Source organism: Roseomonas indoligenes (assembly GCF_017813365.1).
Classification (GTDB): Bacteria; Pseudomonadota; Alphaproteobacteria; order Acetobacterales; family Acetobacteraceae; genus Roseomonas; species Roseomonas indoligenes.
Genome location: NZ_JAGIZA010000017.1, coordinates 43,789 through 68,747, shown reverse-complemented (window position 1 = coordinate 68,747; position 24,959 = coordinate 43,789). Strand labels below are relative to the sequence as shown.

The window sequence follows — 24,959 nt, the reverse complement described above, 5'->3', positions numbered from 1 at the left end:
CGGCTTACAGCCCCATTGTGGCGATCCCTCAGCCCCGCCGCACGGCTCCTCTCCGCTTGTTCGGTGATGACCACCGGCCACCGGTCATCGCCGGATGAACTCGATGAAGGCCCGGAGCGGCGCGGGCACTAGGCGTCGGCCTGGGTAGTAGAGGAATGGCCCGGAAAAGGCCTGCCACCACGGCTCCAGGATCGGCTCCAGCTCGCCGCGTTCCAGATAGGGCCGGAGCCAGTCCTCGAAGAGATAGAGGATGCCCGTGCCGGCCACCGCCGCATCCACCGCGAGGTCGGTCGCGGCCCCCACGCCCACGAGCAGCGGCCCCCTGGGCTCAACCCGCACCAGCTCGCTCCCCCGCTCGAACTCCCAAACCATCATCGTCCCGCTGCTGAAACGCCCGCGCAGGCAGGAATGGCCGAGCAGCTCGCGCGGATGCTCCGGCCGGCCATGGCGGTTCAGATAGGCGGGGGCGGCCGCCAGCGCGTATCGCTGCACCCGGGGCCCGATCGGCACCGCGATCATGTCCCCTTCCAGCCGCTCGTCGTAGCGAATGCCGGCGTCGCAGCCGGCGCTCAGCAGATCCACGAAGCTGTCCTCGGCCGTCACCTCCAGTTGGATGTCGGGATAGGCGGCAAGGAAGGGCGGCACGATGGCGGGCAGCACCAGCCGCGCCGCGCTGACCGGCACGTTGAGCCGGAGCGTGCCCGCCGGCCGGTCGCGGAACCCGTTCACCACGTCGAGCGCCGCCTCCACCTCGCCGAGCGCCGGTCCCAGCCGCTCCAGCAGCCGCGCCCCCGCCTCGGTCGGCACCACGCTGCGCGTCGTCCGGTGCAGCAGCCTGACGCCGAGCCCGGCCTCGAGCCGGCGCACCGCCTCGCTGACCCCCGAGGCGCTCGCGCCGATGGCCCGCGCCCCGTCCCGGAACCCGCGGGCGCGGGCGACGGCGAGGAAGGCATTCAGGTCGCTGAGATCCGCCCGCATTGTCCGCCGTCCCGCACAGGTCGTACGGATTGTGCCGGGTTATCGCGCAAAGCCAAGGGGCCTACCTAGGGGTTCCCAGGAGAACGACCATGACCCGCATCGAACAGGCCGGCACCTTCCGTCTCGGCAGCCGCACCGTGAAGCGCTTCGGCTACGGCGCCATGCAGCTTGCAGGCCCCGGCATTTTCGGCCCGCCGAAAGATCACGGCGCCGCCCTCGCCGTGCTGCGCGAGGCCATCGCATCCGGTGTGGACCACATCGACACGAGCGACTTCTACGGGCCGCATGTCACCAACCGCCTCATCCACGAGGCCCTGTCTCCCTATCCCGCCGACCTCACCCTCGTCACGAAGGTCGGCGCACGGCGCGACGAGAAGGGAGCCTGGCTGCCGGCCTTCTCGCGCGAGGAGCTGACCCAGGCCGTGCATGACAACCTGCGCAACCTCGGCCTGGAGGCGCTGGACGTCGTCAACCTGCGGATCATGCTGGACGTGCACGGCCCCGCCGAGGGCTCCATCGAGGCGCCGCTTACCGTCCTCGCCGAACTGCAACAGCGCGGCCTGATCCGCCATATCGGCCTGAGCAACGTCACCCCGACCCAGATCGCCCAGGGCCGCGGGATCTGCGAGGTCGTCTGCGTCCAGAACCAGTACAACCTTGCCCATCGCGGCGACGACGCCCTGATCGACAGCCTCGCCCGGGACGGCATCGCCTATGTGCCCTTCTTCCCGCTCGGCGGCTTCAGCCCGCTGCAATCCTCGGCTCTCTCCGGGGCCGCGCAGCGCCTGGGCGCCACGCCGATGCAGCTCGCCCTCGCCTGGCTGCTCCGCCGCTCGCCCAACATCCTGCTGATCCCCGGAACCTCCTCGGTCGCCCATCTGCGGGAGAACCTCGGCGCCGTCGAACTCCACATCTCCGACGACATGATGGCCGAGCTGGACCGGATCGCGTCGGAGGATGCGACGGGCTGACGCGGGGCGGCCCGGTCGCCGCTGCCAAGCGGACGAGGAGCATCACCCCGCTTTGGACCGGCGCGTCGCCTGCGCGCGTTCCAGGGATGCCGCCCTGCGCCGTTCCTCCCGCAGCACCTCGATTGTCGGCTGCCACCAGCCCCGCGCCAGATCGGCCGGGCTGGGCGGTGTCCGTGCGGGCCAGGCCTCGACCAGCTCGGCATGCCCGGGCCGGCGCCAGTGCGCCCAGATCAGCGCGGCGGGTCCGGCATCGATCCCGGGATAGAAGCGGGTGGCGATCATGGGCTCGACAAGCTCCCCGGTGGCCGCCTCGAACACCACGCATCCCGCATGGGTCATCACCACGCGGCCGAGTGGCGGCAGCGCATCCTCCGGCACGGGATAGCGGCGTCGCCGGCGCTCGGCGGCCTCGGCCTGCCGGTCCTCGTGATCCGGGGAAGCCTTGAGACTTGCCTGGCGCTTCCTCCGCTCCCCCGGTTCGGCCAGGCGGGCAGCGGCCTCGATGGCCGGCCAACGGCGGCGCAGTTCCTCGAGGGAGCGGAACGGCACGCGCCAGGCCTTCACTGCCGGGTCCCACCGGGCCCAGGGCACCTCCCGCAACTCGCCGATGACCGTACGGGAGTATGGCGTCCGGACCACGAAGCCGTCGGCGACCTCCAGGTAGGGGCTCGTGATCGGCTCGAAGTCGAAGGCATCCCGGCCGCGCTGGTCGGCATAGGCGAGCACGCCCGACCACTCGCGGCCCATCCATGCGGTCAGGCGCTTTTCTGCCCGCGCGCCCGGCACGAACCAGGCGCCCAGGTCCTCCCGCCACCGCGCCCGCGGGAAAGCCTCGCGGAAGCGCTCCACCGTCATGCGGTCATAAGGGAAGGCGGCCGTCGCTCCGGGCGCGCCGCCCTCGTCATCACGCTGCGCCGCGCTGAATTCCACCGTCCCGTCCGTCACAGCACCTTCCCTCCGGGGCAGCACAGGGCGCCGCCCGCCCGCGACCGGACCTCTTTCCCCGTCCCGCCGCCATCCTCGCCGGGGCTGCGAGCCAGCGGTTCAGGACGGGAGCGGCCTGGGGCCATTCACGCGGCAGTTCGGCACTCGAAAAGCGGACGCTCCATCCCGGAGTTGCAGCCCGCGGCTGAGTGCTCCTGCGACCGGGAGCAACTGCAGTTTGCGTCGCCGGCGACCTGAGAGCGGAAATTTGCATCGGCCACGGCGCCATACTCGGTTCCGAGGTCCTGATGGCCGAGGAGCCTTCCTCGAGCCCTAGGTGCCCGTCCTGCCCGGCCTGTAGCCAAGGGCGCTGGAGGCGCTCTCCCCGGCAAGGCGGAGGGCTCCGGCCGTCGGGCCTTCGAGCGACGTGTCGAGGTGCCCGGCGGCACCGAGGGTCGTCACAGCCCCCGCGATCTCGCCCAGGTGATCGAGGACGGGAACGGAGATCGCCGCGAACCCCGCATTCAGCAGGCCATCGGTCACTGCCATCCCGTCGGCAAGAACTTGATCGACCGTCTCACGGAGCTGACGGCGGACCCTCTCATCCGCCTCCTCCAGAAAGGCCAGGAAGATACGCCCGGAGGCGGAGCGCTCCAGCGGCAGCATGGTGCCGATCCGGATCGAGAGCGAGCCCCCTCGCCTCCCGTCCAGGCGCGACACGATGACGGGCGCCTGCCCCGCCCAGACGGAGAGATGCACGGCTTCCCCCGTCGCGTCGCGGAAGCGGCGCATCGCGGGAAGCGCGGCATCCCGGACCTCGAGGCGGCCGAGCGCGGCGAGACCGAGCGACAGGGCACGGGGCCCCAGGTCGTAGCGCCCGCCCTCCTCGTCCTGGCTGACGAGCCCCACGGCCCGCAGGCTGGCGAGGTAGGCATGGGCGCGGCTGGGCGGCATGCCCGCGCCGGCGGCGAGCTCCTTCAGGGAGACGGGGCCCGGCGCGGCCTCCAGCACCTCGATCAGCCGGAAGCCGATGACCACCGACTGGATGGAGCGCTGCTCCGATGTTGCCCCGGCCTCGGTCTCCGGTCGGGTGGTTGGGCGTCGCGTCATCGCCGAACTAAGCGGCGGGTGGCCGCCACCGTCAAACCTCCGGCCTCGCTTGCGCTTGCGGACCGGCTCAGACGGCGACCTCGTCCACGCGGTAACGGAAGAGCCAGTCATACCGCTCACGCACCCGCTCCTCCGCCCATTCGCGGTCCACATAGGCCTGGGCGCCGGCGGCCTCGGCCAGGGCCGGGTTGTGGAAGCGTGCGGCATTCTCGGCGGAGGCCACCACCATGCGGTTGGTCCGCTCGCGCCGTGCCTCCTCGTAGCGCAGCAGGGCGGCGGGGATGTTCTCCGAGCCCGCCTCCAGCGCCCGGCCGAGCACGAAGCCGTCCTCGATCGCCTGCACGGCGCCCTGGGCCATCATCGGCAGGGTGGGATGGCAGGCATCGCCGAGCAGGGTGACGCGCCCCTCCGTCCAGCGCTCCAGCGGTGGGCGCAGCATCAGGGCCCATTTGTACGGCACCTCGATCGCGCGGATCATGGCGTGCACGTCCTCGTGCCAGCCCGCGAAGTCCGCCGCCAGCTCCTCCGTCGTGCCGCGCTCGGTCCAGGATTCCACCTGCCAGTCGCTCCGCTCGACGATGCCGACGAAGTTCATCAGTTCCCCGTGGTGCAGAGGGTAATGAACCACGTGCCGCCCCGGCCCGATCCAGTTGGTGGCAACGGTGCGGCGCATGTGGGGGGGCAACGCGTCCATCGGGATCACGCCGCGCCAGGCCAGCATGCCGGAGAAGCGGGCCCGGTCCTCGCCGAACAGGCCGTGCCGGATGCGCGAATGGATGCCGTCCGCACCGATCAGCGCGTCACCCCGCACCTTGCTCCCATCGGCCAGGTCGAGCGTCACGCCCTCCCCGTCCTGCGCGAAGCTGGCGACACGGGCACCGAGACGGATAGTGTCCGGCGCCGCCCGCCGCACCGCCTCCGCCAAGGCGCCGTGCAGGTCCGGACGATAGACGGTGTAGTAGGGGTGGCCGTAGCGGGCGACGGACTCCGCCCCGAGGTCGAAGAGCTTCCAGGTCTGGCCGGAACTCCAGAGGCGGATCTCCTTGCCGCTGGCCTCGCAGGCCTCCCGCTCCACGGCCTCTCCGATGCCGAGCGCGTGGAGGGCGCGGGACCCGTTGGCGCTGATCTGAACGCCCGCCCCCACCTCACGCAGTTCCGAAGCCTGCTCGAAGACCTGCACCTCGAAGCCGCGCTGGAGCAGGGCCAGGGCAGCGGTGAGCCCCCCGATGCCGCCGCCCGCGATCAGGATCCGCAACCTCCGCCCATTTGCCGTCATCGATCCCTCCTGCAGGCCCGCTTCGCCAGCCCTGCCGTCATTCATAAAATGCGAATCCTTTTCGTCAATGCTGAATCCAGCTTGTCACGACGCCGCATATGCGGAAGATCCCCGCCAAGAACTGCGGTGAGCGCGGAGGAGGAAGCATGGTCACGATCACCCGGCGCGGGCTTGGCGCGGGCATGGCGGCCCTCGTACTGGCCCGTGGCGCCCAGGCGGCCGCCTATCCGGACCGGCCGGTGACGATCATCAGCCCCTTCGCGGCCGGCGGGCAGTCCGACCCGCTGGGGCGGGCGGTTGCGCTGCACCTGCAGCGCAAGCTGGGCCAACCCTTCGTGCTGGAGAACCGCACCGGCGCTGGCAGCACCATCGGCGCGCAATACGTGGCGCGCGCCGCGGCCGACGGGCACACGCTGCTGTTCGGCACCACCAGCACCTTCGTGATCGCGCCCTTCGTCTATGGGAACGCGGGCTACGATCCTGCCGCCTCCTTCGCGCCTGTGGCAGTGGCATCCGAAGGGCCTATGGTGCTGACCACCCATGCCCGCAGCGGCTACGCCTCGGTCGCGGATGTGGTCGCGGCGGCGAAGCGCAGCCCAGGGCGTATCACCTACGCCTCCGCCGGCAGCGGCAGCCTGCCGCATCTGCTGGGCGAGGTCTTCGCCCGCGTGACCGGCACGGAACTGACCCATGTGCCTTATCGCGGCGGCGCGCCGGCCATGAACGACCTCATCGGCGGCCAGGTGGACCTGTTCTTCGAGGCGGTGGCCAATGTGGTGCCGCACGTGGAGAGCGGCAGGGCCGTGGCCCTGATGAGCACGGGCCCTGCCCGCTCCCCGCTGCTGCCCACCGTGCCGACGGCCGCGGAGCTGGGCCATCGCGACCTGACCCTGACCTCCTGGACGGGCTTCGCCGCCCCCGCCGGAACGCCCGCCCCCATCGTCGAGAGCCTCAACCAGGGGATCAATGAGGCGCTGCGCCTGCCCGAGGTTGTCGCGCTGATGGAGCGGATCGGGATCAGCGGGATCGGCGGCGGTGCCGCCGACATGGCCGGGCGGATTGCCCGGGAGTCCGCGATCTACAAGGGCATCATCACCGCCGCGAAAATCTCGGCGGAATAGCTGCAGCGGTCCGGGAGGCGTCTCCACACTGACGGACACCGCCTGACCGGGTACGAACACCGTGATGCTGCGTTGCACCATTTTACTTGCGGATGGGGAACCCGGGCGTATGCTCTCTTTCGGCGGGCCCGACTGGCCCGCCATTCTTGGACGTTTCCTCCCTAAACTCGGCGGCACCCTCGGGTGCCGCCTTTTCTTTGCGCTCGCGTCCGGAATCGCCGGGATGGGAGAGGTGGCCGAACCCCACCTCGGCACAGGCCTTTACGGAAACGTTGTGGTCACTGCACACGCGCATGTCGCCCTCTGCACCCGTCTCATCTCCAGGGCCGACCCGCCGGATTCGCCGTTGCGCACTGACTGCCGCAGGTGCTGCGGCGATCCCCAGCCGCCAGCAAGCCTCGCGCGCTGACCGGAAGGCGATACACTGCGCGCCATGGGCGCCGGTACCACCGCGACGCCACCCAGGACCGGCATCCCAACCCTCCCTGCCGGGACGGCACTTGCCGGGGCAGGCAAAACCACCGCAAGGAGGCATGACGCATGACCGCAACCACCCCGCCGCGCTGGCGCTCGCTCCTCTTCGTGCCCGCGAATGCCGAGCGCTTCATCGCCCGTGCGCATGAGCGCGGCGCGGACGGCGTCATCCTGGACCTGGAGGATGCACTGCCCGCGGAGAGGAAGCCGGAAGGGCGCGCAATGCTCCGGGACTCCATCGCCAGCATCACCCGCAATGGCACGGCCGCCATGGTGCGCGTGAATCACCACCTCCGGCATGTCGGGCCGGATCTTGAAGCGGCGGTGTTGCCGGGACTGACGGCGCTGGTGTTGCCGAAGGTGGAAGATGCGGGTTTCGTGCGCGACGTGGCCGATACGGTGACGGAACTCGAGCGGGAACGCGGCCTGCCGGTCGGCGGCATCCGCTTCATCCTGCAGATCGAAACGCCAGGAGCCCTGTTCGGGCTGCCGGCCATCGCCGGGGCGCATCCGCGCATCGCGGCAATGACGCTGGGACCTGAGGACTACTCGGCGGCCATGGGCGGCGTGCCGGATCCGGATACGCTGCTGACGCCGAACTATGCTGTGCTCTGCGCGGCGCGCGCGGCCGGAATCCTGCCGCTCGGCTTCGTCGGAAGCATCGGCGCCTATTCGGACATCCCCGCCTTCGCCGAGATGGCGCAGCGCGCGCGCCGCCTGGGCTTTCGCGGCGCCTTGATCGTGCATCCCTCCCAGGTCGGGCCGTTGAACGAGGCCTTCACCCCAACGGCGGAGGAGCTGGACTGGGCGCATCGCGTGGTGACGGCCGATGCTGCGGCCCGCGCGGAGGGACGCGGCGCCTTCCCCATCGACGGAAAGATGGTCGACGCACCGGTCGTCCGCCGGGCCGAGGAAATCCTGACCCTGGCAGGATAGCCGCCCCACCGGGAAAAGCCGCACAGACGGCGCCCCGCACAAAAAGCGAAGGAGGAAACGATGAACCTGGCATTCCGGCGCCGCAGCCTGCTCTCAGGTCTGGCCGTGCTCGCCCCCACCGTTCCCGCCGCTTGGGCACAGGGCAGGTGGCCGCAACGGCCTATCCGCATCGTCCTGCCCTATGCGCCGGGCGGCAGCACGGATGCCTCGGCAAGGCTGATCGCGACACCGATGACGCAGTCGCTCGGCCAGCCCGTGGTGGTGGAGAACCGGCCCGGCGCCACGGGGACGATCGGCGCCGCCGAGATCGCGCGCGCGCCGAAGGACGGCTACAACCTGCTGGTGGACGCCGCGGCCCACGGGTCGAACCACGCGCTCTATCGCAACCTGCCCTTCGACTATACGAGGGACTTTGCCCCGATCACGCAGCTGACCGTCTCGCCGCAGATCCTGGCCGTGCATCCCTCCCTGCCCGTGAACACGGTGGCGGAGCTGGTGGCCCTGGCGAAGAAGCAGCCGGGCACGCTCTCCTACGGCACGCCGGGAAACGGTTCGGCGGGACATCTCGCCTGCGCTTCCCTGGCCTGGCATGCGGGGGTGGAGGTCACGCAGGTCGCCTATCGCGGTGGCGGGCCGGCGGTGCAGGACCTGCTGGCCAACCAGATCAGCTTCACCTTCGCCTCCGTCTCGGCCGTGCTGGCACTGGTGCAGGACGGAAAGCTTCGTCCCCTGGCGGTCTCGAGCCTGGCCCGGATCGCGCCGCTTCCCGAGATCCCAGCCATTGCCGAGACCTATCCCGGCTTCGACATCAACGAATGGGCCGGGCTCTATGCTCCGGCAGGCACGCCGGATGCTGTGCTCGACCAGGTCGGCGAGGCGGCCCGGACCGCACTCGCGGTGCCGGAAGTCCGGCAGCGGCTGGATCAGCTGGGGGCGCAGACCATTGGCAGCGGCCGGGCAGAGTTCACGGCCTGGCTGACCCAGCACCGTGCCCGGATGGGCGAGCTGGTGCAGGTGGCCGGCATCAAGCCGGATTAGAAGGCCAGACCGGCCGGGCGCCTTGTCGGGGCGTCCGTGCATGGCTCGGGCCTCCGGCCCGGGTGCCAGGCCTCCCTTCCGCTTTTCGGAAGGCTGCTTCACGAGTTCCCACCTTCACCAATGCCATGCAGGGGTCAAAGCTGCACGGGAATCCCGGCCAGAGAGCCGGAATGCCTCAACGAAAAAAGCAGAACACGGAGGGCGTCATGAGGAAGTTGGTCCTTGCTGTCCTGGCGATCATGGCCTGCGCCATTCCCCTGGAAACCGCCTCGGCGGCCCGGGCGCGGTTGGGCCACGTCTTCGCACAGGGCAATGCGGCGGATGAGGCCAGCCAGATCTTTGCACGGCTGGTGAAGGAGCGCACCAACGGCGAGATCGACATCACCGTCTTCCCGAACAGCCAGCTTGGCGGCGACGAGGCGCTGGGCCGGGACCTCAGCCGCGGCGGGCTCGACTTCGCCTTCCTGAACATCGGGTCGCTCTCGGGGCTCGATCCGCTGCTCGACATCCACTACCTGCCCTATATCGCGACGACGCCACAGCAGGTCGACCGGATCTTCTACAACCTCGAGGGAATCCTCCAGCGCACGCTGACCGGCACGCTGGCCCGGCACAACATGGTCGCCCTGGCCTATTTCGAGTTGGATTTCCGTGCAGTCACCAATTCGCGCCAACCGGTCAACACCGCGGCTGACCTGCGCGGGCTGAAGATCCGCGTGCCCGGCTCCGCCGCCATCCGCAGCTTCTTCGAGGCCGCCGGCGCCCAGGCCGTGACGATGCCGATGCCCAATCTTTTCGTCGCGCTGCAGCAGGGCACGGTGGATGGCCAGGATAACGGCGCGAGCATCACCTACAATTCCCGCCTCTTCGAGGCGCAGCGCTACATGACGCTGACCAACCATGTCTATGCCATGGGCTCCGTCACCGTCAGTTCCCGGTTCTGGAACAGCCTGGCCGAGGACAAGCGCGCGATCGTGCGGCAGGCGGCGCTGGATGCGGCGCGGCAGGGCAATGCGCTGAACCGCGCGGCGAATGAGGAGTTCCTGCAGAAGCTCCGCGCCGGCGGCGTCAACATCGTTGTGCCCGGCCGGGAGGCGATGGCCGAGTTCGCGCGCATCGGGCAGGTCGGCTGGCAGAAGCTGGAATCCGTCTATGGCGCGGACCGCCTGGCCGAGCTGCGGCGGGAAATGGCCGCGGCGGCCAAGGCGGAGTGAGGCGGTGGCGGTGGACGAGGTGTCGCCCGTGATCGGCACCGGCCTGCAGCCCGACACCGATGTTTCGCCGGGCCGCCTATCCCTGCTCGATCGCGTGATGCTCGGTGAGCGTGCGCTGGCCCGCGTGGAGGTGGTGGTGGTGATCGCGGCCATGGCGGTCGCCATCGCTGCGGTCGGCCTGTCCGTCGTCATCCGCAGCTTCAATCTTCCCTTCAGCGACACGGGGGAATGGGCCATGGTGGCCATGGCGCCGCTCACCTTCGTGGGTGGAGCCCTCTGCAGCCATCTCCGCCGCCACCTGACAGCCGATATCGTCGAGATGTTGCAGCCCGGGCCCCTGCGGCGCGGGCTGGAGGCCATTGCCGCGCTGCTGACGCTCGCCTTCGGCCTGATCTTCATCGCATTGGCCTGGGACCTGTTCGACTACGCGCGCAGCTCCGGTGAGAAGCTGATCGACTTCGGCACGCCGGTCGCCGTCCCCGCCGGCTTCATGCTCCTCGGCGCCGTGCTCCTGGCCTTCCATGCCGGCATGGACATCTGGCGGGCCCTGGCCGGGCGGCCTCTCGGAGGGCTCGACCCGTGGCGCTGACCTTCGGGCTGATGGCCCTGTTCCTCGTCCTCGGGGCGCCGCTCGCCGTCACCTTCGGGCTCGTCGTCTTCCTGCAGATGGACAGCTTCGGCGTCTCCGTCTCCGGGCTCAGCAACATCCCCTATGAGGAGATCTCCAGCTACCCGCTGGTGGCAATCCCGCTCTTCATGCTGACTGGGGAGCTGATGAACTGCAGCGGCATGGCCGCCGAGCTCATCGCGCTGGCGGATCTGGCGCTGCGGCGCATCCGGGCGGCCTTCGGCTACATCACCGTCGCCGCATCCGCCATGATGGGCGCGATCACCGGCTCCTCCGTGGCGACGGTGGCCGCGGTGGGCGGGATCGTCAGCCCGGAGATGGCCAGGCGCGGCTACCCGCCCGCCTATACGGCCTCGCTCACCTCCTCTGCCGGGTTGCTCGGCGTGCTGGTGCCGCCCTCCATACCGCTCATTCTCTACGGCGCGACCGTCGGCGTCTCCATCTCGCAGCTCTTCACCGCGACCATGCTGCCGGCGCTGCTCATGGCCGTGCTGTTCCTGGTCGTCCACGCCGTCCTGTCGCGCCGGCTGCTGAAGAACGGGCAGGAGGCGAGGGTTCAGGACGGGGGGCCGCTGGAGCGCCAGGCGCCTTCCCGCGTCCTGCTGAACTCGCTCTCGGCGGTTCTCCTGCCCGTCGTGATCCTCGGCGGCATCTACGGCGGTATCATGACGCCGACCGAGGCCGCCGCGGTCGGCTGCATCTATGCCATCGCCGTCTCGCTGGCCCGGCGGCTGATCGACGGGCCTGGCTTCGCGCGCTCCTTCCGCGCTGCGGCGGTCACCGGATCCAGCATCCTCATCATCATCGCCATGACCGGCGTCTTCAACCGCGCCATGGTGCTGAACCAAGTGCCGCAGGACATCGCGGTGTGGCTGGCGACCTATATCGAGAGCCCCATCGCCTTCCTGCTTACGGTGAATGTCGTGCTGCTGCTGGTGGGCACCTTCATGGAGACGAATGCCTCCATCCTGCTGATGGGCCCGCTGCTGGCGCCGGCGGCCGAGCGCTTCGGCATCGACCCCGTGCATTTCGGCATCATCATCGCCACCAATCTCGAGATCGGGCTGCTCACCCCGCCCATGGCGGCGAATCTCTACGTTGCCGCGCGGGCCGCGAAGGTGCGGCTGGGCGACATGCTGCCCTATCTCGGCTGGTTCTTCGCCGCGGCGCTGATCGGACAGGCCATCATCACCTTCGTGCCCTTCGCTACTCTCTGGTTCCGTCATCTCTGACCTGCCTGGACACATTCACCATGAACGGCGACACCACCCTTCCCGAGTTCTCCCGCGCGGCCGTGGTCCGGCAGATGGGGAGGCCGGTGAAGATCGAATGCGTGCCGGTCCCCCGCGGGCCGGAACCTGGTGCGCTGATCGTGCGCACCACCGCCTGCTCCATCTGCGGCACGGACGTGCACCTCTCCCGCGGCAATCTCTCGCTGGCCGTCGATCTGCCGGTCATCCTCGGGCATGAGATGGTCGGCCGGATCGTCGCCATCGGCAGCGGGGCAGACCGCGACAGCGTGGGCCAGCCGCTCTCGATCGGCGACCGCATCCTGTGGACGCACACGGCCTGCGGCAGCTGCTACTGGTGCACCGTGGCGCGGCAGCCGACGCTTTGCGAGAACCGCCGCGCCTATATGTACGAGAACATCGAGAAGCCGCCCTACCTGCTCGGCGGGTTCTCGGAGTACGGCTATGTGCTGCCGGAATCCGGCCGCATCCGCGTTCCCGACAACCTGAGCGACGCCGTCGCCAGCCTGTGCAGCTGCGCCTTCCGCTCGGTGATGAACGCCTTCGACAACCTGGGCGGCATCGATCCCTCGGAGCATGTCGCCATCCAGGGCGCCGGGCCGTTGGGTATCCTGGCGGCCGCGGTGGCCCGCGTGGCGGGGGCACGCAGCGTCAGCGTGATCGGCGCGCCCGACGACCGGCTGGCCTTGGCGAGGGAGTTCGGTGCCACCCATACCTTCAGTATCCAGGGCAGCACCCACGCGGAGCGCGCGGCCGAGATCCGGGCGCTGACGGACGGGCGCGGGCCGGACGTGGTGATGGAGTTCACCGGCCATCCCGATGCCTTCGGCGAGGGAATCGATCTCGTCAGGAAGGGCGGGCGCTATGTCACCGTCGGGCAGCTGGGGGCCGGGACGACCACCTTCAGTCCTTCCACCATCGTCAAGAAGAACATCCGCATCACCGGCTCCTTCTCGGGCGATGCGAAATCCTACTGGAAGGCGCTGCAATTCGCCTCGGCGCATGTCGACCGCATCCCCTTCGAGCGAATGATCACCGGCCGCTACACACTGGACGAGGTCAACACGGCCCTGGAACGCATGCACCGGCTTGAGGAGATCAAGCCCTTGATCGTGATGGGCTGAGGCGAGGCGCATGGCAGGAGTGGTGCAGTTCGCGCCGGACGGCCGGGGGCCGCTCAACGGGGTGCGTATCCTCGACATGTCGCGCCTCGTGGCGGGCAACATGACGACGCACGTGCTCGCCGACTATGGCGGCGACGTCATCAAGATCGAGCGTCCCGGCAAGGGCGACGACCTGCGGAGCTGGCGCGTCGAGGGCATCGAGGTCTTCTGGAAGGTCTATTCCCGGAACAAGCGCAGCGTGGCGCTGGACATCCATGAGGCCGAGGGACGCGAGCTGCTGCTTCGCCTGATCGACAGCAGCCAGGTCCTTGTCGAGAACTTCCTGCCGGGCACGATGGAGCGCTGGGGACTGGGGCCGGAGGTTCTGCACGGGCGGAACCCCGGCCTGATCATCCTCCGCATCTCCGGTTGGGGGCAGACCGGTCCCTGGCGGCTGCGGCCGGGCTTCGGGACGCTGGTGGAGGCCATGTCCGGCTGGGCCTTCATGAACGGCCACCCGGACAAGCCGCCGACCCTTCCGCCGCTGGCCATGGCCGATATGGTCGCCGGCCTCTATGGCGCCTCCGCCATCCTGGCGGCACTTCGCGCCGTGGAGCAGGGCACGGCCCCGGGGCAGGTGATCGACCTCTCGCTTTTCGAGCCGATCCACGCGATGGTCGGGGCCGAGGCGGCGCATGTGCGGCTGACCGGCAAGCCGACCATGCGGTCGGGCAACCAGTCCTCCCATACGGCGCCGCGCAACGTCTATGCCTGTGCCGACGGCGCCTATGTCGCCCTCTCCGGCTCCATGCAGTCCATGGCGGAGCGCATCTTCGACACGATCGGGCGGCCGGAACTGAAGACCGATCCGCGCTTCCTGGACAATGCGGCGCGGGTCGCGAACCGCGACGAGCTGGATGCCATCATCGGCGCCTTCGTCGCAGCGCGTGGCCAGGCGGAGAACCTGGCGCTGTTCGATGCGGCGGGCGTGACGGTGGGGCCGGTCCATTCGGTCGCCGAGTTGCTCGACCACCCCTATGTGCAGGGGCGCGAGGCCATCATCGAGGTGGCCGATCGGGACATGGGCGCGATCCCCATGCACAACGTCATCCCGCGTTTCTCCGCCACACCCTCCCCCCTGCGCCGCGCGGCCCCGGCCGTGGGCGAGCACACCGAGGAGTTGCGCCGCGAGCTGGGCATGGAGAGCGCTCGCCTCGCGCCCGGAGAGGATTAGACGGGTCGTTTGGCGGCCGGGACCACAAGGCTTGAGGGAATGACGGGATGGAGGGACAAAGGCGTCCCTTCACCTCGGCAGGACCATGGACCTTCGGGATCTCCGTGCCTTCGTCGCCATCGCCGAAGCCGGCTCCCTGATGGCGGCGGCGAAGACCCTCAACAGCAGCCCGCCCGCGCTCAGCGCGCGGCTGAAAAGTCTCGAGGATGAACTCGGGACCACCCTGTTCGTGCGCTGGGCCCGCGGGCTGACGCTGACCGATCAGGCCCGCGAGTTCCTGGTGCATTCCTATGCCATCCTGAAGCAGGCCGAGGATGCCAAGGCCAGCATCCTCGGGCAGGACAAGCCGCCCTCCGGCGTGGTGCGGCTGGGCATCCCCGGCTCGCTGGTCGGCATCCTCAGCGTTCGGCTGATCGAAACATGCCTTCGCGAGCTGCCGGCCGTCCGGCTCCGGATTGTGGAGAGCATGTCGGGCTATCTGACGCGCTGGCTGCACGAGGGAACGCTCGATGCAACCCTTCTGTTCGGGAACAGCGCGCCGGAGGATAGCGGTGCCTCCGTGCAGCCGATCCTTGAGGAGGATCTCTATCTCGGGACCTACGACCCGTCGCTGCTCTACCCCTTCCTGAACGGGCGCGGCGAGATGCCAATGGCGGCGCTGCGTCACCTGCGGCTGGTCATGCCAGGTCCGGAGCATGGGCTTCGAAGCCTGGTCGAATCCACGGCGCGCCACCATGGCGTCCCGCTCGACATCGCGATCGAGATCGACGCCTCGCCGCAGATCTTCGAGCTGGTGCGACGGGGCCATGGCTCGACCATCTGCTCGCTCGCCGCCCGTCACTTCGCGGCGCCACCGAACGGTGCCGGCCTGCCGGAGCTCCATACCTTCCGGATCGTCGAGCCGGGCTTCCAGCGGACAGTATCCCTGGCGACGCCGCTGAGCCGGCCTTCATCGCGGGCCACGATGGCTGTTGCCCGCCTGGCCGTGACCATGCTCGCGGATCTGGCAGAGACGGAGGAGTGGAGGGCGAGGCGCCTGGGCGCCTAACCCGAATTGGGGATCAGGAAACGCGTGGAGCACGCCATCCGCTCTGCCGCGTGAGGGAACGGGTGATCGGTTCACCCGGTTCGGCCGGTTTCCCGCAACTGGCGTTCCGGTATCCGGCGCGGCTGCCCCGGGGCCTCCCGGGGTCGTCGCGTCGCGCGCTCAGGCCAGGCTTTTCCGGATCTCGCCCATCTCAACGCGAAGGCGCGAAGCCCAGTCCCGGATCGCCGCGAGGGTCGCGGCGGGATAGGGCAGGCCCTCGGCCAAGTTGCGGTCGCGATTGGCCAGGGCGCGCTGGCCGGGCAGGCGCACGGGCGGGCCGCCCTCGCGCGGGCGGCTCTCGCGGCAGCGGCGGGAGAGGGCCGTGGTCTCGCGCAGGAAGGCATCACGGCCGGCGAAGCCCGCGGGGTCGATCGCCTGCAGGAACACGCCCTGCCCGCCCCGCGGGGCGCCGGTGCTGCGCCCGTGCCCGGACATGCCGAGGCTCAGAGCCTCCACCATGAGGCTGAAGCCGAAGCCCTTGTAGCCGAATTCCTGGCCGCCCAGCAGCGCGATGGTGCCCGGCGGGTCCGCCGACAGCACGGCGGGATCGTCGCTCGGCCCTCCCTGCCCGTCCACAAGCCAGGCGCCGGGCGTCCGCTCCCCGCGCGCGGCATAGCCCGCGATGGCGCCGTTGGAGACGACGGAGGTGCTGGCATCCACCAGGATCGGATCGTCCAGCGTCGGAATGCCATAGGCGACAGGGTTGGAGGTGAGGACAGGATCCGCCCCTCCGAAGGGCGCGACGGAGGCGATGCCGGGATCGGTCGTCGCGAGGGTGACGAAGAGCCCCGCATCCGTCATCGAGCGCAGATAGACCTGCAGCGCGCCGATATGGGAGCAATCGGCGATGGTGGCCGTGACGACCGGGTGCTCCGCGACGCGCGCCAGCACCTGCCGCACGGCACGGCGCATCACCCAGGCGCCCGCCAGGCGGTGGGCGCGCCAGGCGAAGGTGGCGCCGGCATCGACGGTCACCTCCACCTCGCCGGCCTTCGCCATGGCCCCGCGCTCCAACCGCTCCAGGTAGTTTGGCAGCATGGAGAGGCCGTGGGTCCGGTGGCCCAGCAGGTCCGCTTCCAGCAGCACCGCCGCCACGTCCTCCGCCATCTCGGCCGAGAGGCCTGCCGCCTCCAGCAGCCGGCGCGCCTCGCGCGCGAGCGCCACAGGATCCTGCAGGGGGACGCCCTCGTCCGGTGCTGTCATGCCCGTTCCTCTCCCATGCCTGCACGCCGCCTGGGCGGCACCTCCCCTTGCTTCGAGCGGAGGACGGCAGCGGCAAGTCTAGCCCCCGCAACCCGGGCGCGCTTCAGTCTCCGCAGAAGGATGCCGATCTCTCCTGGATGCGTGCCCGGGAGCTTCGGGCCGGGCAGGCGCATCGGCCCGGACCGGGCGCTCAGACCTGCCAGGACGGGCGACGCTTCTGCCGATAGGCTTGCAGCCCCTCCCTCCCCTCCTCGCTCGAGCGCTGGATCCAGGATTCCTCGGTCAGGGCGCGGCTTTCGTCGTCGGTCAGAAGAAGCCGGTTGGCGCGCAGGAGGGAGTGCTTCGTGACCGCTGTGGCCTGCGGGGCCGCAGCCAGGATCTCCAACAGAAGAGCCTCCAGCCGTTCCTCGATGGCGGGGGCCGGGACCACCTCGTGGATCAGCCCGATCCCCATCGCCGTCGCGGCGTCGAAGCGCTCGCCGGTCAGGGCGTAGCGGCGCGCCTGGCGCAGGCCGAGGGCCTGGACGAGATGGGTCGAGATCGGCGTGGGGGCGACGCCGACCCGCACCTCGGTAAGCCCAAACACCGCCTCGGGGACGGCAAGGGCAATATCGACGCAGCAGAGAAGCCCGCAGCCGCCGCCGAAGCACGCGCCCTGCACCAGGGCGACACAGGGCAGCGGGAACTCGTTCAGGCGGCGGAAGGCGGTGACGCTGGCCAGGGAAGCCTGACGCGCCGCCTCGGCCGGACCGCGCGCCACCTCCTCCATCCAGCCGATATCCGCGCCGCACTGGAAGTGCCGGCCCGCCCCGCGGATGACGAGGGCGCGGAGACCCGGCCGAGCCGACAGTTCCTCCAGCAGGGCGGAGAAGCGTTCCAGCAGCGCGCCATCATAGGCGTTGCCGATCTGCGGGCGGTTCAGCGTCAGCGTGGCGATGCCGCGCGCGTCCACGGCCAGCGTCACGCGGCTCTCGTCGGTCATGCGGCCGCTCACCAGTCCACCACCGTGCCGTCCTCCAGCAGGGCGTTCTGCGCGTGCAGCACCTCCTGCTGGAAGGGGTGCTTCGCGGCCTCCTTCTCATCGACCTCCACGCCGAAGCCGGGCAGATCCGGCACGGGCCAGAAGCCGCCCTCTCGCTGCACGGGCTGGCGCACCACGTCGTGGTACCAGGGCACCGAGCCGGGCATGGCCTCCTGGATCACGAAGTTCGGCGTCGCCACGGCGTAATGCAGCGCGGCGATCCCGGCGAGGGGGCCGTTCGGGTTGTGCGGGGCGATGCCGACCTGCGCCACCTCGGCGAAGGCGGCGATCTTCTGCGCCTCCAGCAGGCCGCCGCAGTGGTTCAGGTCGGGCTGGAGGATATGCGCGGCCCGGCGCTGCAGCAGGTCCGCAAATTCGCGCACCCCGACCAGGCGCTCGCCGGTGGCGATCGGGCTCCGGGACGCGGCGACGATCTGGACCAGCCCCTCCGTGTCGCCGGGCTGGATGGGCTCCTCGCAGAACATCGGGGCCAGCGGCTCCAGCGCACGGATGAAGCCGAGCGAGGCGGAGACGGTGGCCGGGCGGCCGTGGAAGTCCACCATCACCTCCGTATCCTCGCCCACGGCGTCGCGCAGGGCGCGGCCGAGCCGCTCCACGTGGCGGAGGGCGGCGGGCGAGGCGGTCGCGCCGGCATAGGGGATGAAGACGACCTTCAGCGCGTCGTAGCCGGCCTCCAGGACCGCCTGGGCGCGCTCCGTCAGCTGCCCCGCATCGAAGGTCTCGTAGACCGCGCTCATGTCGCCAAGGCCGAGATGGGTATAGAGCCGCACCTTGTCCCGCACGCGGCCGCCGAGCAGGCGCCAGACCGGCACGCCGAGCGCCTTGCCCGCGATGTCCCACAGGGCGTGCTCGATCCCGCTGATCGCCGTCATCCCGATGATGCCAAGGCGGTAGTAGCTCTGCTTCTGCATGACGCGGCAGGCCTGGGCGATGTCGCGCGGGTCGCGCCCGATCAGCAGCGGCGCCAGGTCCTCCACCGCGCCGGTCACGGCGCGGGTCTTCCAGTTCAGCGTCGCCTCGCCCCAGCCATAGAGGCCATCCTGGTCGGTGAGGACCTTCACGAAGACCCAGTTCCGCATCTGGGCGTTCACGACGATGGACTCGATGCCGGTGATCTTCATGGGGTGATCTTCATGGGGCTGGCGGTCCTCCAAGGCTTGGTGGATTCATATGATGACCATTTGACTTTGATGGGAAGGGGTCTTTAGCTTGGCGCCGCCCGGCCGGGAAAAAGAGCGGGGCAGGAGGAACACAGGAATGGCCAAAGCAGGCACAAGCCGGGCGCGCCGCGCCCTCCTGGCACTCGCCGCGCCGCTTCTCGCCCTGGTGCCGGGGATCGCGCTCGCCCAGCAGCCCTCCGCGGCGAGCCGGCCGGTGCGGATGCTCGTCGGCTTCCCGCCCGGCGGCTCGACGGACATCTTCGCCCGCGCCCTGTCGGACGAGCTGTCGCGGATGTGGTCCACCCCCGTGGTGGTGGAGAACCGCGGCGGCGCCAACGGCATCATCGCGACGGAGGCGCTGGTGAAGAGCGAGCCGAACGGCGAGACGCTGATGTTCACCATCTCCTCCCACGTCACCAACCGCGCGCTCTATCCGAACCTGCCCTACAACCCGCTCCGCGACGTGACGCCGATCGCCCTCGTCGCGCGGTCGCCCTTCATCGTCGTGGGCAACCCGCGCTTTCCCGCGCGGAACCTGCAGGACCTGATCCGGCTGGCGAAGGAGAAGCCCGGCGGGATCGACTACGCCTCGCCAGGTCCCGGTTCCGCCCAGCAGCTGGCGATGGAGCTGCTGACCAGCACCGCCGGTATCCGCCTGAACCATGTGGCCTATCGCGGCGGGGCGCCGGCGATGACGGACCTGATGGCAGGCGTCATCCCGCTCTCGCTTCTCACCACGACCCAGGTGCTCCAGCAGGTGCGGGAGGGAACGCTGACCCCGATCGGCGTTACCACCGCCCAGCGCTCCACCATGCTGCCGGACGTGCCCACCATGGCCGAGCAGGGCCTGCAGGGCTACGAGGCCGATGTGTGGTTCGGCGTGATCGGCCCGGCCAATATGCCGGCACCCATGGTCCAGCGCATGGCCGCCGACATCTCCCGCGCTCTGACGAATCCGGCGGTGCGGGAGCGCTTCACGTCGCAGGACGCCGTCGTCCTCAACAAGCCGCCCGAGGAGTTCGCGCAGCTCATGCGCGATGAGGACCGGAAGTGGTCCGAGCTGATCCGCGCCGCGAATATCCGCGCCGAATAGGGGAACCGAATGCCGAAGATCGCCTCCGTCGAGGTCTGCGTCGCCCGCGTCCCGCTCGACAAGCCCATCAACTTCTCCACGCGCCAGGTCACCGCGCGGGAGTACTGCCTCGTCCGCGTGCGGGCGGAGGATGGCACGGCCGGGCTCGGCTACTGCTACGCCGTGAACAAGGCCGGGCGGCTGCTCTTTGACGCCGTGGTGGATGGGCTGTCGCACAAGGTGGTCGGCCAGGATTCCCACCGCGTGGAAGGCATCTGGCAGGACATGTACCAGGAGACGCTGCTGCTCGGCCGCGTCGGCGGCGTGATGCGCGCGCTCAGCGCCATCGACATCGCCATCTGGGACCTGAACGCCCGCCTCGCCGGCCTGCCGCTCTATCGCTATCTCGGCGCCTCCGTGCTGGACCGCGTGCCCTCCTACGGCAGCGGCGGCTACTACTGGCCGGGCAAGGGCGACAGGGAACTGGGCGAGGAGCTGCGCGCCTTCGTGGAGGCCGGACACCGCGCGGTGAAGATCAAGGTCGGCGCCCGCGGCCGCAGCCCGGCGCAGGAGGCGGCGCGGCTGAAGGCGGCGCGCGAGGCCATCGGCCCGGACATCGAGCTGATGCTGGACGCCAACAACGCCTGGCCGGACCTGCCCACCGCCCTGCAGTACATCCGCCGCTTCGAGCCGATGGAGCCCTACTGGATCGAGGAGCCCTTCCTTCCCGACGACATCGACAACCACGCCGCCCTGGCCCGCGCGACGCCGATCCCGGTCGCGACCGGCGAGATCGAGGCCGGGCGATGGCGCTTCAAGGAACTGCTGGAAAAGCGCGCCGCCGCCATCCTGCAGACGGATGCGACCGTTTGCGGCGGCATCACGGAATGGCGGCGCATCACGGCCATGGCCTCCTGCTTCGGCGTCGCCACCTCGCCCCATGCCTGGCATGACGTGCATGTCCATCTCGCCGCCAGCGCCCCCAGCGTCAGCTACGTCGAGTTCATGCCCGATGACCACGTGGTGAACTTCCGCCGGCTCATCGACACGCAGCTGGTGCTGGAGAAGGGCGACCTGCTGTTGCCGAAGGGCTCCGGCCTCGGCTTCGACTTCGACCCCGAGGCGATCGCCCGCTACGGCGCGAAGGATGTCGGCGGCGAAGGGATCTGGCGCATCCTGCGCTAGGGACCGTCACCGGCGGCCGAGGTGATTCGCGACATGCCGGCCTTCAGGTGATCCCGCATCGCGACCCGCGCCGCTTCGGCATCGCGGGCCGCGATGGCATCAAGGATCCGGCGGTGCTCCTCCAGCACAACGGACATCCGCCCGACCTCGCGGGTGCGCCCATGCGACACGCCGATGCTGTCCGTGAGGTATTGCTGCAGGAAAACCTGGAACTCCACGAAAAGCGGATTGCCGGCGGCCTCCGTGACGGCACGGTGGAACTGCAGGTCCGCCGCCATGGCGGGCTCGCCGCGCCGGACCTGCTGGGCGAACTCCTCGAATGCCTCTTGGATCCCGCGCAACTCCTTCCGGGCTGCCCGTGAAGCGGCCAGGGCCGCCGCCTCCGCCTCGAAACCAAGGCGAAGTTCCAGCACGCGCAGCACGGAAAGGTCGCTCGCCGCCCCGGCCGCGATGCGGAAGGGGCGCAGGCTGCGGGAGACATAGGCGCCCGATCCCTGCCGGACCTCGACAATCCCTTCCGAGCGCAGGCGGGCCAGCGCCTCCCGCACCACGGTCGGACTGACGCCATAGGTGCCGGAAAGGGCGGCGATCGTCGGAAGCTGGGCGCCCGGGGTCAGCCCCTGCTCGGCGATGTGGCTCAGGATCGCCTCGGCCATGCGGTCGGTCAGCTTCGGCGCGGCCGCGAGCCCGGGTTGCGGCGCCACGCCGGCGGAAGCCCGGCGCCGGGCCGGTGCCTCGCCATCGCCGGAAGCTGCCGCGCGTCGTTGTGCCACGGCGGGAGATTACAGGCCGCCAGAGCACCCCGTCGAGAGCGGCCCGGCGGCATCACCCCTCCCGCCAGGGTTTCTCCGCCCAGAGCTTCCGGAACTCCGCCTCCCGCCCCAGGGTGAAGGCGCGGTACTCATCCCCCAGGATGGCCCGGATGGGCATGCCCAGCCGATCCGCCTCCGCCAGGAAGGCCGGGTCCGCCAGGACGGTGCGGTAGGCCTCCACCAGCCGGCCATGGATCTCGGCGGGCAGGCCGGGCGGGCCGCAGATGCCCCGCTGGGCGCCTCCGCCGGAGAGGGCCACCCCGGCCTCCTGCAGGGTGGGCACCCCCGACGCCTTGTGCCAGCGGGCGGCCCCGGCCTGGGCAAGGCAGCGGGAGCGGCCGTCTGTCAGCCCTTCGTAGCCCTCGCTCATGTTGTAGGAGCCGAAGTCGAGATGGCCGCCGAGCAGGGCGGTCTGCATGGGCGCGGAGCTGTTGAAGGGCACGTGCACGAAGCGCGTCCCCGGCACCTTCTGGGCGATGTCGAGGACGAGGAGATGGTCGTCCGAGCCGACGCCGGTGGTGCCGTAGGACAGGCCTTCCGGCTTCCTGCGCGTGGCTTCCAGCAGCTCCGCCAAGCCGTGATAGGGCGAGGCGGGGCGGACCCAGATCCCGCCGGGGTCGTCCACCACGTTGGCGATGAAGCTGAACTCGCCGGCCCTGTACCGGGTGGCCCGCTCGATGGGGATGGTGACGAGCGTGGGGGAGGTGACGACCGTCAGAAGGTAGCCGTCCGGCCGGGCGTTGAAGACGAACTCGTTTCCGGTCTGGCCGGAGGCGCCGGGGCGGTTGGAGATGATGAAGTTGGAGCCGGGCAGCAGCCTCTGCACGAAGGGCAGCGTGGCGCGCGCGATAAGGTCGCTGCCGCCGCCGGGGGTGAACGGCACCACCACCTCGATCGGCCGTTCCGCGGGCCAGGCGCGCTGGGCCAGGGCCGGCGATGCGAGCGCGGTGCCGAGGGCGGCCATTCCCAGGCCGCGCCGCGTGATGCCCCGGGGTGGTTCCGTTCGATCGTCCATGGCGTCCTCCCTTTCCGGCCGCATCGGGCGCGGCCCTTGCTGCATCCCTAGGCGGCTTCCAGCACGACCCCCAGGCTTGCCGCCGCCTTGCCGATCTCGCGCCAGGTGGTGGCGTCCACGGGGATGCCCTCCTGCAGGCGCTTGCGGCGGCTGGCGCGCTCGGGGTCGCCCGCCACCATCACCGGCTTGCCCGGATCGATGGCGGCGGCGGTCTTCATATGCGCGACCACCGCCTCGACCTCCTGCGCGAACCAGGGCAGGTCCACCACGTGGCCGGGATCGATCGTGATGGCGGTCAGGCCGTTGATGATAGCGGGATCGGCCGCGTCGGCCCGCTGCCCGGCACCGCCACCGGCGAGCGCGCCGCCCAGAAGCTCGCAGATGAGGGAGAGGCCGGAGCCCTTGTGCTCGCCGAAGGGAAGCAGCGCGCCGCGCGGCCCATCCCCGTACAGCACGTCCGGGTCGGTGGAGGGCTCGCCCTCATGGGTGATGATGGAGCCGGGCGCGACGTGCCGGCCCTCGTTGCGCGCCACGCGCACCTTGTTGAGCGCGATCCGGCTGGTGGCGAAGTCCAGCACCACGGGCGTGTCGCCATGCGGCACGGCGATGCAGATCGGGTTCGTGCCCGTGCGCGGCTCCCGCCCGCCATGGGGCGCGACGCGTGGCGCGCCGGAAATGCCGTTGACGAAGGCGAGCATGATAAGCCCGGCAGCCGCCGCCTGCTCCCCGTAGGAGCCGACGCGGCCGACATGGTGGACATTGCGCAGCGCCAACAGGGCGAGGCCGTTCGCCTTCGCGGCGCCGATGGCCCAGTCTGTCGCCTCCCGCGCGATGACCTGGCCGAATCCCATGCCGCCATCGACCACGGCGATGGTGGGATCGCGCCGCAGGAACTCGGCGTGGCGGTTCGGGTTCAGGCGGCCGGCGGCGATGTTGCGGACATAGGCGGGCAGCACGCCCACGCCGTGGCTGTCATGCCCGCGCAGGTTGGATTCGATCAGGTGGTCGGCGACGATCGCCGCCTCCCCCGGCTGGCAGCCCGCGCCGCGCAGCACGCGGTCCACCTCGGCGCGCAGCCGTTCCACCTCGATCAGCATGTGTCTCGCTCCTCCCCTTCCATTCCCCGGCACGGTCAGGCCGGCCTCAGCGCCGCGCGCAGCCGGTCGGTGATGCGGTTCATCTCCGTCTGGAAGGCGGGGCCATCCAGGTAGCCCTCGGTGGCGCCGGTGCGCTCCAGGAAGGTCTTCCAGGCCGGGGACGCCATCGCCTCACGGAAGCGGTCGTGCAGGCTGGCGGCGGCCGCGTCCGGAAGGCCCGCGGGCGCCACCAGGCCCTTCATCCCCTCCACCTGCACGTCGAAGCCGAGCTCCCGCAGCGTCGGCACGGCCGGGAAGCGCTCCAGCCGCTCCGGAGAGGCAACGGCGAGGAGGCGGACCTGGCCCGTCTCCAGCAGCCCGCCCACATCCTCCGGCGCCGCGCCCGTCAGCCGGACCGTGCCGGAGAGAAGCGCCTGAAGGGCCGGTGCGCCGCCCTGGTAGGGGGCGTGCAGAAGCTCCGTCCCGCTCGCCCGCTCCAGCAGCACGAAAAGGGCGTGGTAGATCGAGCCGATGCCGGAGCTGGCATAAGCGGTCTCGCCCGGCCTCTCCCGCGCGGCCTGCAGAACCGGCGCGAGACCGGAGGCGCCATCATTGCCGCGCACGACGATGAACAGCGGCTGGCGCGTCAGCCGGATGATGGCGCGGAAGGAGGTTCGGGGGTCGTAGGGCACCTCGCGAAAGGCCGGCAGGCTGAGGGATTCGCTGCCGCCCGCGATGAGCAGCGCCTGCCCATCCGGCGACAGCCCCGCCACGTGCTGCGCGGCCGGCGCCCCGCTGGCCCCGGGGCGGTTGACGACCACCAACGGCACGGGAAAGAGCGGCGCCGCGGCCTGGGCGATGGCGCGGGCCGGCAGGTCCGAGTTCGCGCCCGGCGCGAAGCCCACCACCACCTCGATGGTGCGCGCCGGCTGCCAGGCCGGACGCGGCTGCGCCAGGGAGGGCGGCACGACCGAGAGGCCTGCCAGCGAGAGCGCTGCGCGGCGCGTGATGATATTCATGACCTCCTCCCTTTCCTGTTCTCGTCGTTCC

23 protein-coding genes are annotated in these 24,959 nt (G+C 70.4%); 12 read left to right on the top strand and 11 right to left on the bottom strand.

The genetic code is table 11. The annotated features are described in order from the left end of the window. Positions 1-84: 84 nt before the first annotated feature. A complete protein-coding gene (locus J5Y10_RS21960; protein WP_209376265.1) occupies positions 85-978 on the bottom strand; it encodes a LysR family transcriptional regulator in 894 nt (297 codons plus the stop codon). Between the two features lie 89 nt (positions 979-1,067). Here J5Y10_RS21960 and J5Y10_RS21955 point away from each other — a divergent pair, with 89 nt between their 5' ends. Then, entirely contained in the window at positions 1,068-1,949 is an 882-nt protein-coding gene (locus tag J5Y10_RS21955; protein ID WP_209376264.1) for an aldo/keto reductase family oxidoreductase, read from the top strand. Between the two features lie 42 nt (positions 1,950-1,991). Here the strand turns inward: J5Y10_RS21955 and J5Y10_RS21950 are convergent, their stop codons facing one another. The 3 genes from J5Y10_RS21950 to J5Y10_RS21940 all read right to left on the bottom strand — a co-directional run bounded on the left by J5Y10_RS21950 (position 1,992) and on the right by J5Y10_RS21940 (position 5,259). Continuing rightward, entirely contained in the window at positions 1,992-2,894 is a 903-nt protein-coding gene (locus J5Y10_RS21950; RefSeq protein WP_209376263.1) for a hypothetical protein, read from the bottom strand. A gap of 312 nt (positions 2,895-3,206) precedes the next feature. Then, positions 3,207-3,983 (bottom strand): IclR family transcriptional regulator, encoded by a 777-nt coding sequence (locus J5Y10_RS21945; RefSeq protein ID WP_209376262.1) that lies wholly within the window; start codon positions 3,981-3,983, stop codon positions 3,207-3,209. Positions 3,984-4,050: 67 nt separating this feature from the next. After that, complete coding sequence (locus tag J5Y10_RS21940; protein ID WP_209376261.1) at positions 4,051-5,259, bottom strand: FAD-dependent monooxygenase; 1,209 nt, start codon at positions 5,257-5,259, stop codon at positions 4,051-4,053. 146 nt (positions 5,260-5,405) lie between these two features. On the opposite strand from J5Y10_RS21940, the gene J5Y10_RS21935 reads away from it, so the two are divergent. The 9 genes from J5Y10_RS21935 (at position 5,406) to J5Y10_RS21895 (ending at position 15,305) form a co-directional block, all read left to right on the top strand. Next, a complete protein-coding gene (locus tag J5Y10_RS21935) occupies positions 5,406-6,380 on the top strand; it encodes a Bug family tripartite tricarboxylate transporter substrate binding protein (RefSeq protein WP_209376260.1) in 975 nt (324 codons plus the stop codon). A gap of 540 nt (positions 6,381-6,920) precedes the next feature. Continuing rightward, positions 6,921-7,790 carry an HpcH/HpaI aldolase/citrate lyase family protein gene (locus J5Y10_RS21930; RefSeq protein ID WP_209376259.1) on the top strand — a complete coding sequence of 290 codons (870 nt, stop codon included), beginning with the start codon at positions 6,921-6,923 and terminating at the stop codon, positions 7,788-7,790. Between the two features lie 60 nt (positions 7,791-7,850). Then, the gene (locus J5Y10_RS21925) at positions 7,851-8,828 is read left to right on the top strand and encodes a Bug family tripartite tricarboxylate transporter substrate binding protein (RefSeq protein ID WP_209376258.1); all 978 of its coding nucleotides are present in this window, start codon (positions 7,851-7,853) and stop codon (positions 8,826-8,828) included. A gap of 206 nt (positions 8,829-9,034) precedes the next feature. Continuing rightward, a complete protein-coding gene (locus tag J5Y10_RS21920; RefSeq protein ID WP_209376257.1) occupies positions 9,035-10,042 on the top strand; it encodes a TRAP transporter substrate-binding protein in 1,008 nt (335 codons plus the stop codon). A 4-nt stretch (positions 10,043-10,046) separates the two neighbouring features. Beyond that, a complete protein-coding gene (locus J5Y10_RS21915) occupies positions 10,047-10,631 on the top strand; it encodes a TRAP transporter small permease (protein ID WP_209376256.1) in 585 nt (194 codons plus the stop codon). Beyond that, positions 10,622-11,902, top strand: a complete 1,281-nt coding sequence (locus J5Y10_RS21910) for a TRAP transporter large permease (protein WP_209376255.1) — start codon at positions 10,622-10,624, stop codon at positions 11,900-11,902. Before J5Y10_RS21915 ends, J5Y10_RS21910 begins: the two co-directional genes overlap by 10 nt. Before the next feature lie 20 nt (positions 11,903-11,922). After that, on the top strand, positions 11,923-13,044 hold the full coding sequence (locus J5Y10_RS21905) for a zinc-binding dehydrogenase (protein ID WP_209376254.1): 1,122 nt from the start codon (positions 11,923-11,925) through the stop codon (positions 13,042-13,044). Positions 13,045-13,054: 10 nt separating this feature from the next. Continuing rightward, on the top strand, positions 13,055-14,257 hold the full coding sequence (locus J5Y10_RS21900) for a CaiB/BaiF CoA transferase family protein (RefSeq protein WP_209376253.1): 1,203 nt from the start codon (positions 13,055-13,057) through the stop codon (positions 14,255-14,257). 85 nt (positions 14,258-14,342) lie between these two features. Further along, complete coding sequence (locus J5Y10_RS21895) at positions 14,343-15,305, top strand: LysR substrate-binding domain-containing protein (RefSeq protein WP_209376252.1); 963 nt, start codon at positions 14,343-14,345, stop codon at positions 15,303-15,305. Positions 15,306-15,464: 159 nt separating this feature from the next. On the opposite strand, the gene J5Y10_RS21890 is transcribed toward J5Y10_RS21895, so the two are convergent. The 3 genes from J5Y10_RS21890 to J5Y10_RS21880 form a co-directional block, all read right to left on the bottom strand. Further along, entirely contained in the window at positions 15,465-16,547 is a 1,083-nt protein-coding gene (locus tag J5Y10_RS21890) for an Ldh family oxidoreductase (protein ID WP_209376251.1), read from the bottom strand. Between the two features lie 190 nt (positions 16,548-16,737). Continuing rightward, positions 16,738-17,529, bottom strand: a complete 792-nt coding sequence (locus J5Y10_RS21885) for an enoyl-CoA hydratase-related protein (RefSeq protein ID WP_209376250.1) — start codon at positions 17,527-17,529, stop codon at positions 16,738-16,740. Between the two features lie 8 nt (positions 17,530-17,537). Continuing rightward, positions 17,538-18,710 carry an enolase C-terminal domain-like protein gene (locus tag J5Y10_RS21880; protein ID WP_209376249.1) on the bottom strand — a complete coding sequence of 391 codons (1,173 nt, stop codon included), beginning with the start codon at positions 18,708-18,710 and terminating at the stop codon, positions 17,538-17,540. A 136-nt stretch (positions 18,711-18,846) separates the two neighbouring features. On the opposite strand from J5Y10_RS21880, the gene J5Y10_RS21875 reads away from it, so the two are divergent. Next, positions 18,847-19,842, top strand: coding sequence for a Bug family tripartite tricarboxylate transporter substrate binding protein (locus J5Y10_RS21875; RefSeq protein WP_209376248.1), 996 nt, complete (start codon positions 18,847-18,849; stop codon positions 19,840-19,842). Positions 19,843-19,851: 9 nt separating this feature from the next. Then, entirely contained in the window at positions 19,852-21,006 is a 1,155-nt protein-coding gene (locus tag J5Y10_RS21870) for a mandelate racemase/muconate lactonizing enzyme family protein (protein ID WP_209376247.1), read from the top strand. Here the strand turns inward: J5Y10_RS21870 and J5Y10_RS21865 are convergent. The 4 genes from J5Y10_RS21865 to J5Y10_RS21850 are packed head-to-tail and all read right to left on the bottom strand — an operon-like array spanning position 21,003 to position 24,928. After that, positions 21,003-21,779: a FadR/GntR family transcriptional regulator gene (locus J5Y10_RS21865; RefSeq protein WP_209376246.1), complete on the bottom strand. Its 777-nt coding sequence runs from the start codon at positions 21,777-21,779 to the stop codon at positions 21,003-21,005. The two genes, J5Y10_RS21870 and J5Y10_RS21865, sit on opposite strands and share 4 nt — an antisense overlap. A gap of 52 nt (positions 21,780-21,831) precedes the next feature. Next, positions 21,832-22,833, bottom strand: coding sequence for a Bug family tripartite tricarboxylate transporter substrate binding protein (locus J5Y10_RS21860; RefSeq protein ID WP_209376245.1), 1,002 nt, complete (start codon positions 22,831-22,833; stop codon positions 21,832-21,834). A 47-nt stretch (positions 22,834-22,880) separates the two neighbouring features. Next, the gene (locus J5Y10_RS21855) at positions 22,881-23,930 is read right to left on the bottom strand and encodes a malate/lactate/ureidoglycolate dehydrogenase (protein WP_209376244.1); all 1,050 of its coding nucleotides are present in this window, start codon (positions 23,928-23,930) and stop codon (positions 22,881-22,883) included. 35 nt (positions 23,931-23,965) lie between these two features. Then, the gene (locus tag J5Y10_RS21850) at positions 23,966-24,928 is read right to left on the bottom strand and encodes a Bug family tripartite tricarboxylate transporter substrate binding protein (RefSeq protein ID WP_209376243.1); all 963 of its coding nucleotides are present in this window, start codon (positions 24,926-24,928) and stop codon (positions 23,966-23,968) included. Between the last annotated feature and the right edge of the window lie 31 nt (positions 24,929-24,959).